This window comes from Pseudomonas petroselini (genome assembly GCF_045037875.1).
Lineage (GTDB): Bacteria > Pseudomonadota > Gammaproteobacteria > Pseudomonadales > Pseudomonadaceae > Aquipseudomonas > Aquipseudomonas petroselini.
The window spans coordinates 3,566,938-3,580,875 of sequence record NZ_CP173614.1; the positions used below are offsets into that span (position 1 = coordinate 3,566,938).

General features: G+C 58.9%; 9 protein-coding genes. 4 read left to right on the forward strand and 5 right to left on the reverse strand.

All coding sequences use genetic code 11. The features are described 5' to 3' along the window. Positions 1-142 precede the first annotated feature (142 nt). The gene (locus ACI512_RS16395) at positions 143-1,768 is read left to right on the forward strand and encodes a methyl-accepting chemotaxis protein (RefSeq protein ID WP_064053830.1); all 1,626 of its coding nucleotides are present in this window, start codon (positions 143-145) and stop codon (positions 1,766-1,768) included. Positions 1,769-1,905: 137 nt separating this feature from the next. Here the strand turns inward: ACI512_RS16395 and ACI512_RS16400 are convergent, their stop codons facing one another. Genes ACI512_RS16400 through ACI512_RS16420 form a run of 5 tightly spaced genes read right to left on the reverse strand, consistent with a single transcriptional unit; the run spans position 1,906 to position 7,002 of the window. Then, complete coding sequence (locus tag ACI512_RS16400) at positions 1,906-2,883, reverse strand: NAD(P)-dependent oxidoreductase (protein WP_236379733.1); 978 nt, start codon at positions 2,881-2,883, stop codon at positions 1,906-1,908. After that, positions 2,880-4,172, reverse strand: coding sequence for an MFS transporter (locus tag ACI512_RS16405; protein ID WP_064053828.1), 1,293 nt, complete (start codon positions 4,170-4,172; stop codon positions 2,880-2,882). The genes ACI512_RS16400 and ACI512_RS16405 overlap by 4 nt, the downstream gene beginning before the upstream one ends. Before the next feature lie 45 nt (positions 4,173-4,217). Further along, positions 4,218-5,159 carry a sugar kinase gene (locus ACI512_RS16410; protein WP_231809725.1) on the reverse strand — a complete coding sequence of 314 codons (942 nt, stop codon included), beginning with the start codon at positions 5,157-5,159 and terminating at the stop codon, positions 4,218-4,220. Beyond that, entirely contained in the window at positions 5,152-5,934 is a 783-nt protein-coding gene (locus tag ACI512_RS16415; protein WP_064053826.1) for a sugar phosphate isomerase/epimerase, read from the reverse strand. The genes ACI512_RS16410 and ACI512_RS16415 overlap by 8 nt, the downstream gene beginning before the upstream one ends. A 42-nt stretch (positions 5,935-5,976) precedes the next feature. Further along, positions 5,977-7,002 carry a LacI family DNA-binding transcriptional regulator gene (locus tag ACI512_RS16420; protein ID WP_329615456.1) on the reverse strand — a complete coding sequence of 342 codons (1,026 nt, stop codon included), beginning with the start codon at positions 7,000-7,002 and terminating at the stop codon, positions 5,977-5,979. 262 nt (positions 7,003-7,264) lie between these two features. Between ACI512_RS16420 and ACI512_RS16425 the strand changes: the two genes are divergently transcribed. From ACI512_RS16425 to ACI512_RS16435, 3 genes are all read left to right on the forward strand, one after another. Then, positions 7,265-9,253: a hypothetical protein gene (locus ACI512_RS16425; RefSeq protein ID WP_236379734.1), complete on the forward strand. Its 1,989-nt coding sequence runs from the start codon at positions 7,265-7,267 to the stop codon at positions 9,251-9,253. 131 nt (positions 9,254-9,384) lie between these two features. Further along, positions 9,385-11,421: a hypothetical protein gene (locus ACI512_RS16430; protein WP_236379735.1), complete on the forward strand. Its 2,037-nt coding sequence runs from the start codon at positions 9,385-9,387 to the stop codon at positions 11,419-11,421. Positions 11,422-11,679: 258 nt separating this feature from the next. Next, on the forward strand, positions 11,680-13,935 hold the full coding sequence (locus ACI512_RS16435; RefSeq protein ID WP_064053823.1) for an autotransporter outer membrane beta-barrel domain-containing protein: 2,256 nt from the start codon (positions 11,680-11,682) through the stop codon (positions 13,933-13,935). Positions 13,936-13,938 lie beyond the last annotated feature (3 nt).

Here is a 13,938-nt window from a genome sequence, read left to right on the forward strand (position 1 = left end):
ATCCAAGGCCCGGCCGATAACGCTTATAGGCCCACATACCAATGACAACAGTGGTGACCAAGGTCTGGGCAGCGCGTTGACGCTGACGGATCGTTTCGCGGCAGGGACGCTCGCAAACACAATTTCTGAGAGCACCCCGCCTATGTCCCTCCGTCAGCTGAATATCGCCCCTCGAGCGTTTCTCGGTTTCGCCTTCATTGCGTTGTTAGTGATTTTACTGGGGGTGTTTGCGGTCAACCGCATGACGCAGATCCGTCAGTCCTCGGTGGACATGAGCGCCACGCAACTGCCTAGCGTGACCTTCCTCGGCAACATCACGGAAAACGTATTGCGCCTGCGCATCCTGTCGTTCCGTGTACTGGTCAACCGCGAACCCGCCGGCCTGCAGGAAGCCGAAACCCGCATCGGCGTGCTGGCGGACAAGGTGAAAACCGCCCAGGCCGGCTATGCGGCGTTGCCTATGGGGACGGAGGAGGTGGCGTTGTACAAGACGTTTGTCACCACCCTGGACAACTACCTCAAGGCCCAGGCCGATATGCTGGTGCTGTCCAAGCAAGGCAAGGTGGATGAAATGCGCGCCTTGATCAATACACGGATCAAGGACGGCACCGACCAGATGGGCGAGCAGTTGAACAAACTGATCGCCCTCAATGCGGCGGATGCCAAGCAAGCCGACGCTGAAGCCGGGCAGAGTTACCAGGGCGCCATCACCGGCGTCATCGTGGTCTCGGTGGCCGCCGCATTGCTCACCGTGTTGCTGGCCTGGTTGCTCACCCGCAGCATCGTCACCCCACTGCGCAAAGCCGTGGAAGTGGCCGAAACCATCGCCGGTGGCAACCTGAGCAAAACCATCGAAGACGACGGCAAGGACGAACCGGCGCGGTTGCTCAGTGCCTTGTCCACTATGCAAGCCAACTTGCGCCAGACCATCCAGCACATCGCCGGATCGGCCACCCAGTTGGCGTCTGCGGCTGAAGAGCTGAGCGCGGTCACCGAAGAGGCCTCCAAAGGCTTGCAGCAACAGAACAATGAAATCGACCAGGCGGCCACGGCGGTCAACGAAATGACGGCGGCCGTGGAGGAGGTGGCACGCAATGCGGTGTCGACTTCCGAAGCCTCCGGGCAGTCCAACCAAGCTGCGCGCGAAGGCCGCGACCGCGTGATGGAAACCGTTGGCGCGATCCAGACCATGACCCTGGACGTGCAGAACACGGCGGCGATGATCGAAGGCCTGGCCACCCAAGGCCGTGACATCGGCAAAGTGCTGGACGTGATCCGCGCGATTGCCGAGCAAACCAACCTGCTGGCGCTCAACGCCGCCATCGAAGCGGCACGTGCCGGTGAAGCCGGTCGCGGCTTTGCGGTGGTCGCCGACGAAGTGCGGGCCCTGGCCCATCGCACCGCGCAGTCGACCCAGGAGATCGAGAAAATGGTCGCCGGTATCCAGAACGGCACCGGTGAAGCCGTGCAGTCCATGCAACAGAGCAACCAGCGCACCCAGGGCACCCTGGAAATGGCCCGCGCCGCCGGCGTCGCCTTGGAGCAGATCACGCAGTCCATCAGCCTGATCAACGAACGCAACCTGGTGATTGCCAGCGCGTCGGAAGAACAGGCGCAGGTTTCCCGTGAAGTTGACCGCAACCTGGTGAACATCCGCGACCTGGCGACCCAGTCGGCGGCGGGTGCCAACCAGACCAGCGCGGCCAGCCATGAGCTGTCGCGGCTGGCGGTGGATTTGAATGCGATGGTGGCGCGGTTTGTGATCTGAGTCACTGTGACGGGCGGTTAAGAAATGTGGGAGGGGGCTTGCTCCCGATGGCGGCGTGTCAGTCAGCAAACGCCTGAATGACACACTGCCATCGGGAGCAAGCCCCCTCCCACATGTGTTTTGTGGTGTGTCAGGCGTTAGTGTTTCCAGGCGAGCGGGTTGACCAGGTTCTTCGGTTTTTCCCCGGCCAACGCCTGCAACAGATTATCTACCGCACACGTGGCCATCGCTTCGCGCGTCTCATGGGTGGCCGAGCCGATATGCGGCGTGGCCACCACATTGTTCAAGCGCAACAACGGCGAATCGTGATCCAGTGGTTCCTTCTCAAACACATCCAACCCCGCCGCCCGGATCGTGCGCTGTTGCAACGCTTCCACCAGCGCAGCTTCATCCACCACCTTGCCCCGCGAGATATTGATAAAGATCGTTTCCGGGCCCATCCGCGCGAACTCATCGGCGCCAATCAGCTTCTCGGTCTGCGCGGTGAGCGGCAGCGTCAGGCAGACAAAATCGGCCTGTTGCAGCACGTCGTTCAAGCTGCGGTACTGCGCGCCAAAACGCGCCTCCACCGCCGGTTTGGGCGAATGGCTGTGGTAAATCACCGGCATGCCAAATCCGAAATGCCCGCGTTGGGCCAGGGCTTCGCCGATGCGGCCCATGCCGATGATGCCCAGGGTCTTGCCATGCACGTCGCTGCCGAAATGCGCCGGGCCGATGTTCTTGCTCCACTGGCCGGCGCGCACCATATCGGCCAGTTCGACCACGCGGCGGGCAGTGGCCAGGATCAAGGCAAAGCCGGTGTCGGCGGTGGTTTCGGTGAGCACGTCCGGGGTGTTGCTGAGCAGGATGCCGCGCGCTGTCAGGTAATCGATATCGTAGTTGTCGACCCCCACGGATACGCTGGCCACGGCCTCCAGTTTGGGCGCAAGGTCCAGCAATTTGGCATCCAGGCGCAGGCTGGCACCCAGCAGGCCCTGGGCCATGGGCAGGGCATCGCGCAGTTTTGCCAGGCCGGTGTCGTCCAGCGCTTCAATCAGCGTGACCTCGGCCTGTTCATGCAGGCGGGCCATCAGCGGCGCGGAGAGTTTTTTGTACAACACGGCAGACTTTTTCATGCGGTCTTTACCTTCAATTCCAGGTTTGGCTCCGGCGTGCGGTCACTGGCGCCGGGCTTGAGAAAAATCGTCAGCACCACCGACAGCATCAACGCGCCGCTCATCAGCAGGTACGAAGCGCCGGGCGAGCCGGTGCTGCTATTGAGGTAACCCACCAGGTACGAGCCGCCGAACGACCCGAGGGCGCCCATGCTGTTGATCAGCGCCATGGCGCCGCCGGCGACGTTGGCCGGCAGGATTTCCGGCACAATCGCGAAAAACGGCCCGTAAGGCGCGTACATGCACGCGCCGGCAATCACCAGCAAGGTGTAGGACCACCAGAAGTGTTCGGCGCCGAGCGCGTAAGAGGCATAGAACGCGATGGAGGCGATCAGCAGCGGCGGCCACACAAAGCGTTTGCGTTTTTGCAGCTTGTCCGAGCCCCACGACACCAGCAGCATGCCGATCACCGCCGCCAGGTAAGGCAGCGCCGACAGCCAGCCGGCCTCGACCATGTCCATCTGCAAGCCGGCCTTGAGGATCGACGGCAGCCACAGCACAAAGCCATACACGCCGATGCTCCAGCAAAAGAACTGCAGCGCCAGGATGATGACCTTGGGCGAGCGGAAGGCTTCGGCGTAGTTCTTGACCGCCTTGATGCCCACCTGTTCGGCGGCCAGGGCGGTTTCCAGGTTGTGCTTTTCGCTGTCACTGAGCCACTTGGCATCCTTTGGACGCTCATCGGCCAGCTTCCACCAGATAAACGCCCACAGCACCGCCGGCAGGCCTTCGATGATGAACATCCAGCGCCAGCTGAAATGCTGCACCAGGTAGCCCGAGACCACCGACATCCACAGCATGGTCACCGGGTTGCCGAGGATCAGGAAGGTATTGGCGCGCGAACGTTCGGCACGCGTGAACCAGTGGCACAGGTACACCAGCATCGCCGGCATCACCGCGGCTTCGACCACGCCGAGCATGAAGCGAATCACGATCAGCATGTAGGCGTTGGAGACCACACCGGTCAGGGTGGCCAGGCCGCCCCAGAGGATCAGGCTGACGAAAATCAGCTTTTTCACGCTGCGCTTTTGCGCGTAGATCGCCCCCGGCACCTGGAAGAAAAAGTAACCGAGGAAGAACAGCGCCCCCAGCAATGACGACATGCCGGGGGTGATCATCAGGTCTTCGGCCATCCCGGAGGCGGCGGCGAAGCCGTAGTTGGCGCGGTCCAGGTACGCCAGGCTGTAGGTGATAAAAACGATGGGCATGATGTACCACCAACGGCGGGTGGCGAGTTTCACGGTGTCCATGGGGTTGCTCCTGAGCTTGTTGTAGTTGTGGCAACAGGGTGTGAGTTATGCAACGGATCGACTGGGTAACTCTGAACGCTTGGGCAGGCCTTCCATGTCGCCGCGGCTCTGCACGGCGCGGCTGCCGATCCAGTTGCCGCGCTGTACCGCCTCGCGGAAGCTGAGGTTTTCCAGCAGGGCGCTGATCATGCCCACGGCAAAACCGTCGCCGGCGCCGACCGTGTCCACCACGTTTTCCACGCGTACGGCGGCGACAAAGCCTTGGTCCATCTGGGTGCGGTAGTAGGCGCCGTCCGGGCCGAGCTTGATCGCCACGGCTTCGGCGCCCTGGTCGAGGTAGAACGCGGCGATGTCGGCCGGGTCATCGAGACCGGTGAGCAAACGGCCTTCGCCCAGCCCCGGCAGGACCCAGTCGGCCAGGCCGGCGAGGGCGTTGATTTCGCGGATCATCGTCTGTTGGTTGGCCCACAGCGATGGCCGCAGGTTGGGGTCGAACGACACGCTGTGCCCGGCCTTGCGCATCTGCGTCATGAGCTCGACGGACAATTCGCGTGTCGCCTCGGACAACGCCGGCGGAATGCCCGTGGCGTGCAGGTGGCGGGCTTGCAGCAAGGCTGGGCTGATCGCGGCAACGGACAAGTGACTGGCCGCCGAACCCTTGCGGAAATACTCCACCTGGGGATCGTCTCCGGCGTCTTCACGGGACTTGAGCTGAAAACCGGTGGGGTGCAACGGGTCGACCGCCACATGTCGGCAGTCCAGGCCTTCCTTGCTCAGGGTGTCGACCACAAAACGCCCGAGGGAGTCATTGCCCACCCGGCTCAGCCAGGCCACGTTGAAGCCCAGGCGTGACAGGCCGATGGCGACGTTGCTGTCGGCCCCGGCAATGCGTTTGTGAAACTGCCCGACCTGGGCGAGGTCGCCGGTGTGCTCGGCGACGAACATCGCCATGGTTTCACCAAACGAGAGGATATCGATCTCAGACATGCGCATTCTCCGCACGGGGTTGGCCCAGCAGGGCGAGGGCGGCAACTTGCTGCGCGGTGACCGCGACCAGGTCATCGCCCTGCAACGGAAATTCCACCGCCCGGGTAATACCTTGAGTCATGTGTTTGAGCAGTTGTTCCCACAGATGCAGGTCGGTGGCGCCAGGCGGCAGCGCGACCAGCTTGCCGTCCGCGCGGCGCGCCACGGCCTTGCAGTGCAGGTAGTCCACATGCCGTCCCAGCAGGCGCGCGGCGGTGAGGGCGGACTGGTCCTGCCACTGCCAGTTGCCGATATCGAAGGTCATCTTCACCGGTAAACCGAGGCGCTCGACTTCGGTGAAGAAACGCTGCATCGGCTCGATCCGGCCGCCGTGCAAGGTCTGGTCGTTCTCCACCAACAGTCGGACGGGGTGGCGGTTGAGCAGGGCGTGCAGGCTTTCCAGGTCATTGGTGTCGGTGAAGTAGCCGAGGGAGACTTTCAACCAGCGCGAGCCGAACGCCTGCGCCCGATCCAGGGTGGCCGCGAGCTCGGCATTCGGTTGGGCGCGGCCGGCGACCCACAGTTCCAGGGGCGATGAGAACACCGACTCCAAACCCTGCTCGGCAGCGGCCTGGGCCAGTTCGTGGGGGTGTTCGACGCTCAGCAATTCTTCACGCCATTCGATACGTTGGGCGCCTGCGGCCGTCAGCAGCGCGACAAAACTCAATTGGCCCTGCTGGCGGACAAGGTCGGCGCCGTAGCTGGAAAGGCTGATGGAGACGGGGTACTTATGCATTGTTGTTTACCTCTGAAACCGGTTTCATTTTTGTGCGAAAAATCAACAGATGGGAGCCGGGGGTTGGGTTGAGCCTCGGATGATGAGTCGTGGCAAGAAATCCAAGGTGCGGGTCGGCTCAGTGTCACCGCGCAAGCGCTTGAGCAAACAGTCGAACGCGGTGGCGCCGATGGCCTCGGTCGGCTGGGCGAGGGCGGTGATGCCGTTGCCTACCAACGGGTACCAATCAAGGTCATCCAGGGCGATCAGGCCGACGTCATCGAACAGGTTGCAGCCCAGGTTTTTCAGGGCACGGGTGCAAGTCAGCGCCGCCACGCCGTTGGCGCAAAACAGGGCCTTGGGGCCGGCATTGGCGAGAAAGGTTTCCAGGCGATTTTCCAATTCGCCATCCAGTTCCAGCACCGCACCGGTCAGTGCTGGGCGGCGAGCAATCTCGGCCTTGAAACTGTCCAGGCGCTCCAAGCGCGAACTGGTGCCATCGGGGGCTTCGCTCACCAGCAGCACATGGCGATAACCCTGTTGCTCCAGGTGCTCCACGGCCATGCGCACCGCCGCCGGGTTATCCAGACCCACCAAGTCGCTGTGCAGAGGCTCTACCTTGCGGTCCACCAGCACCAGGGGCATCTCGCGTTGCAGTTCCAGCAATTGGTCGAGGTGATGACCGAGGGTGTTTACGATCAACCCTTCGATGTTGTACGAACGCAGTGCCGCCAGGTGCTGGCGCTCCTGCTCGTCATCACGGTCGGTATTGCACACCACCAGGCTGTAGCCGTGCTGACGGCAAGCGGTTTCGACACCGTGCATCACGGCAATGGAATAGGGGTTGCGGATATCGGCCACCAGCATGCCGATCAGGCGGGTGCGCCCACGTTTGAGGCCACGGGCCATCTGGTTGGGGCGGTAGCCGAGTTGTTCGATGGCCTGCTCGATGCGCAGGGCAATGGCATCCGAGAGCAGGGCGCGGTCGTCGCCGATAAAGCGTGACACGCTGGCCTTGGAAACACCGGCGCGTTCGGCGACGTCAAGCATGGTCACGCGGCTGCGTTGGGCAGCGGAAAAAGTGGTCACGAGGGCGGGCCTTTCTTATTGGAATAGACGAATGCTGGAGCAGCCTGAAACCGGTTTCAGGAAACACCATACGAAATAAGTCGTCAAGAAAAAACCGTGAACGTCTCCCGCCTCATCGATTGAAATCCGACCAGCGGCCGATGCTACCTATGAGTTCTGACAGTATCGGGCGCAAGTGATTGAGTATTTAATTTCCTCAACCGTTGACCAGCCTTTTCTCGATTGCTGGTTCTTTTTTCGTAGCAATGTTGAGGACGTTGTCATGCCGGCCAATTCCAATACAGGCATCAGCGCTGGGGCTTACACACCGAACCCCAACGGCGTGCTGGCACTCGATCCGATGGACATTCCAGGCGTCGACCCCTTGGACCCCACCGGGTTGATACCGGCCGCGCGGATGCTCGCGCCACTGGAAGTTCGGATTCCCCAGTGGGGACCGCCGCCTGAACCGCTGGATACCCCTCATATCCTGACCATTTATTGGGCCAGGGGGGGCAGCGTGGTTTACCAGGATTCGAAGACGGTCAACGCGCCGCCACCCGCGCTGCCACTTGAACATGTGATGTTTATTCCATTGGTCGTACTGCGAGCCCAATCGGGTCCTGTTGAATTGTATTACTCCGTCACGGATTCATTCGGTGGGATCACCGTACTGGACCCTAAGAGAACACTGACTGTCGACATGGATGAGCCGCAGTTATTGAACCCTGCGGATCACCTTGAGTTTGTGGTTCCTCCCTCACCAGCAGTGGGTGAGGCCTATCTGCAGAACAACGACCCGGTCGCGTTTCACGTTCCGCCTTATACGGGCCGAAATGACGGCGATGTTATTCATTTTTACCTGTCCAACTTGCCCAACCCGCCGGTTGCCGGTGAGGATGGAACTTATGAGTGGGCGTCGAGTAGCGACCCGTTGATCGCCTATCTGTCGGCAGATAAGTTTCGCGCGCTGTCCAATGGCCCTGCTTATATTTTTCATCGGATTTTTGACAGGGCCGGCAACTTCAGTGACCTCAGTGCCGGTTTGCCATTCCAGCTGGCGCTGATCCCATTGCCGGGGCCACGACCTTTACCAGAAATCTTCCCGCCTGAACGTTACTTTGATTCATTAATCAATCGTGAAGATGCCAGGGCCGGCATCTTTGTCAGGGTTAATAGCTACACCGACTGGGCGCCAGGGGATCAGGTTCGCGTGTACTGGAAGGGCCGTGCCACGCCGACCCAGGAAGTCTTTGGCTTCCCCACTGACGTGCCGATTGATTGGGCGGTGCTACGTGGGCCGTTGACCGACCCGTTGGCGGCGGAAACCGTGCCAGTGCGCTACGAGATTATCCGCGGCAGCCTGCCGCCTTTCCCGTCCTTCGCAATACCTGTCAATGTCAATCTGACCATCGCCGGGCAGGACCACGCCAATGCGCCGGCATTGCTCAATCTGGATCTGCCGGTGGCGGAGGTGAGGGGGCTTGTTTCAAACACCCCGAACGTCGTCAACCATGATGACAATCCGGCAGGGGCCCGCGCCCGCGTGCGGCTTTACGAAAACCCGCTGACGGGCCAGCTCCTGCGGTTCTTCTGGAACGGCGTTGGGCCGGTTGCGACCTACACCGTCCAGCCAGGCGATGTGGAAGGGCAGTTGGTGTTTTCCACTGTGATTCCCTGGGCCGTGATGGAGGGGGTCATCAATCCGGCATTACCGGTGTATTACACCACCAGTAATGGGGTGAATGATCAGCAATCGGATAACACGTTTGTGAATGTTAATACAGGTACGCTGATTTCTTTCCCAGCGCCTGTGCTGAAACATACATTGGTAGGGGCGGCTGCTTATTTGAGCTGTTGCTCTAAGCCTGAGGTGTTTTATGGTGTTGAGTGGTCTATAGGACCCGGTCATCAATTTGAGCTTAATGATGTTGTAAGGTTCTTCTGGGAAGGTTATTCAAGTAATAACTGGGCACCACCGGTTATTGAAAGTTCGAGATACGCTGAAAGTCAAAGCTTCAATAATTACAATGATCTGGCAAATGGGTTGAATGTCACGGTCAAGCCCTATGAAGATAAAATTGTGCCGATGCGAAACTACGGCTCGGCGCGAGCCTGGTATCAGGTCAGGCGTGGTGGTGTGCTCATAGGTGAATCGCTGAGTAAATATATTCGAGTTGATCTGAACTACCCGGTAGGAGGTTACTGCAAGGCGGGTGATGTTATTACGTGTTCGAATGAAGGTGAGGCAACACTCGTTTCGCGTAAGTAAGTATTCAGCGTTGGCTGAACAGATGTAGTAACTAGGTTTAAATCATTGAAAAAGCGGTTTTTGCGATGTTACTTCGCACGCTTGTGTGCACCCTGAAATTAACGACCCACGTGAAGAAGTTGGAGAAAAACATGAACAAAAAGACTTTGGATGCCATTCAGAACTTCAAAAATTCGCGTCTGGCCAACCCTGGAATATTGGCACTGGACGATGGCACGCTAGAGGGGCAGGTGCCTGGTTTTCCTGGCTTGATTACACGAGCAGCTGCGCTGAAAGAGACGTTGGAATTTACCATTCCCCCATGGGGAGACGCCAGTACCGATCCCCTTAAACCTGACAACGTAAAGGTCTGGTTGTGGGCTAATGATGAAAACAAGCCCGAAGAGCCTTTCAGCCAAGAGTTTGTGTTTTCAGTTCCGGCAACAGGGCATCCCGTGAATATTGCGCGTGCACGTCGTGGTCCCGGTATTCACAGGATTGAATACGAAGTTGAATCTCTAGTTGGCAACGGTGGGCTGTCTGACTTTCAGTTGTTGATTGTCGATCTCGACGCACCCTACGAGGATTTCGTCGGCACCATCCCTGCCCCCATTCCTCCCGCTGACCTGCCTGACTCCGTCGGTTCTGATTACTTCCAAGGCAAGCCCAACGAATCGGCCATATTCACCATTCCCCCCTATGCGAACCAAGGCCAAGCCCCAGGCGATCGGGCACTGTTCTATTATGCCAACTCGGATGAAGCCTACCTACCCGTCGTTGGTAATCCGGATCCCTTTTGGCCCATTCCCGCAGACCGTTCCTTTCCTCTGCCGTTGTCGGTTGTCCAAGGCCATCCTGACGGGCTGAAGAGTTTGCGCTATGTCATCGTCGATGCATCGGGTAATCAATCGCGGCAGTCCGGCGCCTTCAACTTCGATGTGAGCCTGTTTCCCAATCCGTCCAACCTTAAAGCGCCCACCATCGATTTGGCCGTTCCCGGTGATGGGTTGACCAACCGGGCGGATGTGGCGGCACTCAATGGGTTGGTCGCACGCATCCCTCAATACGACAACGTGCTGCGCTCAGACGATATGCTCAGTGTCACGCTCACGACCAGTATCGGCTCGCGAACCTTGCCTGACTTTCCCGTATCGAGTGCGACATTCCCGATACCTGTTCCGGTTGATTATGCAACGTTGGTAGCCCTCTACGGCGCCACGAAAGGCTTGCTTGCGCTGACGGTTTCTTATGCGGTCAAGCGTCGTTCGGTCAATTACCCTTCAGTGCTGACGGCTGTGACCGACCTGGATCTTTATGTGGTAGGACCTGATCCAACCGGACCGGGTCTGATCAACCCAGACTTGAACAGAGTGCTTGTTAAAGGGAGATTACTATTGGGCGGTGAGGGGCCTGACAATGAGTTGAGACCCGAACATGCCCCCCGTGATGCGATTGCGCGTATTACGCTTTGGGACAAACCACCTACACCCGACGCCTTTCCTTTTACGATCAGACTCTTTTATGACGGGCTGTTTGTTCCGCCTGAGAGGCTCGTAACCAATGGTGCAGCCAATCAAATAATTGATCTGGACATTCCATGGGCTGCCATCGTTGCGGGTAAAAACGGTACCAAACTGGCGTGGTACACCATCGGGTCGGCAGGCACTACTAATATTCAACAAGCAGACCCTACAACAGTGGATGTAACGGCGAACTTTGTGCAGTTGGATGCACCCGTTGTTCAAAGAACCACACCGGTTGGTGTCATCAATTGCAACAGCTTCCTACCGTCAGGCACTGCGCCGGTTAATCTTCTGGTAAATATTCCGCCGAGCACTCAGTTTGCGATAGGCATGGTAGTGACGCTGGATTGGCAGGGTTATAGTGATGATGCGGCTACTCTTCCAGTAGCCGCTGCCGTCGGTACGGTTACCAAGACCATTCAGACACAGTCTGAAATCAATCAGGGATTCACCGTAGATCTTGGGCCCTACGCAACGATCTTTAAAACCATTCAGCCGACGTTTTCAACGAGACTTGCCGGTTCGGCAAAACTTCACTACAGCATTCCGCTGGCCGGTGGTCCTTTGTCTTCAAATGACGCGACCCACCTTGTACGTGGCCACAGAACGGGTTCAGCAGGTTCTAACGGAACCTTCTGTGATGGAGCTGCCGTACCCGGCCCATAGTTGCGTCTGAGGGCTGATGCCCAAGAGCGGTGACCCCGCTCTTGGGCATTTTTTTGTCTAAAAAATGCATCACTTTGCCTGAGGCAGGGCAAATGTTTGGAGCATAGATGCCAGTCTTTACTTCGGCTACTTAGGATTCTTCCTACATATGACGGTAATCACTCTGGATACCTTGGCACCCCTCGATTGACAGGCTCCTACGCACTTTGGAACCGGTCAGATTTTTCCGTAAAGGAACGCCACCCAGAGGTACGTCAAATGTCGTCTGTATTCAATTTCAAACCATCTCCTTTAAGTCTTGCGTTGAAGGTCAACGCTGTCACGTTGCTCATGCTGGTGGCGCAAGCTGCTGATGCGCGTCCTGTCACCAAACCTGATGATTTCGTGGTGCCAGGCTTTACCCCGGACCGGTTTGAGTTACAGCCCGGCTCCGGGCTCACCGTCAAAGGTGCAACCACCAAGGAAATTCGTGCTGAGTCCGCCACCCTGGTGGTTGAGCCGGGCAGTTCGACTCAGGACATCACGGCGTACTATTCCGATATCCGTATCGACGGTAGCGAGATCATCGCTCGAAGCACGTCGTCTACTGCGCTGCGTGCTCTGGACAGCAACGTGTTGATCACCAACAGTAATATTGTCCACAACAGTGGTACCGGTCTGGTGGCGGGTCGAAATGACAGCAGCACAGCAGGTTCCACTGTCAAAGTCTTGGGCAGCACGATCACTGGCAGTCAACGTGGCGCTGCTGTCACCGCTTATAGCGTGCTGGACTTGATCGATTCAAAGGTAGAAGCAACAGGGGCCGCTGGTTTGGGGCTGGCGCTGTACAGCGGTCAGGCCAATGCCACCAACAGCCAGATCGTGGGGGGTAAGTACGGTGTGCAAATGGGCATCGATGGCAGCTCCGGCTTCATGGAGAGCGGCCTTGTGCTGGACAACTCCAGTGTTCAGAGCAAAGACGGTGCCGCGATTGTCACCCGCGACGGCATCAACGCCGACATCCAGGTTCGAAACGGCTCAAGCCTTTTCGGTAGCAACGGCAACCTCCTGGAGGTGACCGACGGCTCTACCGCCAACCTGAATGTCGACCGCAGCGAGCTGTTCGGTGACATCGTGGTCGAAGAGGGCAGCACTGCCAAAGCGCAGCTCAACAATGGCGCCTGGCTGACCGGCCAGTTGAAAAACGTCGCCGAGCTGAGTGTGAACGATGCATCCCACTGGGTACTGGTGGGCGACAGTAACGTCACGGCTCTGAAGATGGGCGGCGGCGCCGTGCATTTCGGCGGGCCGGATGAGTTCTACCGGTTGGACGTGAAGAGCCTGGAAGGCAACGGCACGTTCATCATGAATACTGACTTTCTGACCCATCAGACCGACTTCCTCAATGTGGACGGCAAGGCTGAAGGCAACCATAGCCTGATGCTGGCCGCCAGCGGTTCGAACCTGGCCGACGGCGAGCCGATCAAAGTGGTCCACACCGAAGGTGGTGATGCGCAGTTCAGCCTGGCCAGCGGTACGGTAGATGTCGGGGCTTACGCCTACGGCTTGCAGAAGGATGGCACCGATTGGTTCCTCGATCCCAACCGTAAGGGCACCAGCACCAGTGCCCACTCGGTGCTGGCCCTGTTCAACAGCGCGCCAACCGTGCTGTACGGCGAGATGAGCATCCTGCGTACGCGTATGGGCGAATTGCGCTTCAGTGAGGGCGCGGGCAACGGGATGTGGATGCGCAGCTACGGCAACAAGTTCGACGTGGCGGCGAACAAGAACGGTGCGGGCTACACGCAGCGCCAGAAGGGTTTCACCATCGGTGCCGATGCGCCGTTGTCGAGCGGCGACGGGCAATGGATCGCTGGTGTCATGGCCGGTACCAGTACCTCAGACCTCAGCCTGACCCGTGGGAGCACCGGTGAGGTCAACAGTTACTACATGGGCGGTTATGCCACCTGGCTCGACGCCGAAAGCGGGCTGTACTTCGACGGTGTGGCCAAGCTCAACCGCTTGCACACTGAAAACGACGTGACCATGAGCGACGGCAAGAAAGCCAAAGGTAACTACGCGCAAAATGCCGTGGGCGCCTCGGCTGAGTTCGGTCGCCATATCAAGCTGGACAACGATTTCTTCGTTGAACCGTACGGGCAGTTGTCGGCGACCATTACCCAGGCGCAGAGCTACGAGTTGACCAACGGCCTGCAGGCCAAGGGTGACCGCTCCAGCTCCGTGGTGGGCAAGCTTGGCGTGACCGCCGGCAAGAACATCCAGCTGGAAAGCGGTGGTGTGTTGCAGCCTTACTTGCGTACCGCCGTGGCCCATGAGTTCGATCAAAGCAACAAAGTGTTCATCAACGACCAGAGCTTCAACAACGACCTGTCGGGTTCGCGTATTGAGCTGGCAGCCGGTTTGGCGATGTCGGTATCGGAGAGCGTCAAGTTGCATGCTGACGTCGAAACCAGCCAGGGCAAGAAGATTGACCAGCCATGGGGTGTCAACTTCGGCGTACGTTACGACTTCTAAGGC

Coding starts and splice junctions, on each gene's coding strand:
- ACI512_RS16430 (WP_236379735.1), top strand. CDS start 9,385: ATGAACAAAAAGACTTTGGATGCCATTCAGAACTTCAAAAATTCGCGT.
- ACI512_RS16400 (WP_236379733.1), bottom strand. CDS start 2,883: ATGAAAAAGTCTGCCGTGTTGTACAAAAAACTCTCCGCGCCGCTGATG.
- ACI512_RS16425 (WP_236379734.1), top strand. CDS start 7,265: ATGCCGGCCAATTCCAATACAGGCATCAGCGCTGGGGCTTACACACCG.
- ACI512_RS16415 (WP_064053826.1), bottom strand. CDS start 5,934: ATGCATAAGTACCCCGTCTCCATCAGCCTTTCCAGCTACGGCGCCGAC.
- ACI512_RS16405 (WP_064053828.1), bottom strand. CDS start 4,172: ATGGACACCGTGAAACTCGCCACCCGCCGTTGGTGGTACATCATGCCC.
- ACI512_RS16410 (WP_231809725.1), bottom strand. CDS start 5,159: ATGTCTGAGATCGATATCCTCTCGTTTGGTGAAACCATGGCGATGTTC.
- ACI512_RS16435 (WP_064053823.1), top strand. CDS start 11,680: ATGTCGTCTGTATTCAATTTCAAACCATCTCCTTTAAGTCTTGCGTTG.
- ACI512_RS16395 (WP_064053830.1), top strand. CDS start 143: ATGTCCCTCCGTCAGCTGAATATCGCCCCTCGAGCGTTTCTCGGTTTC.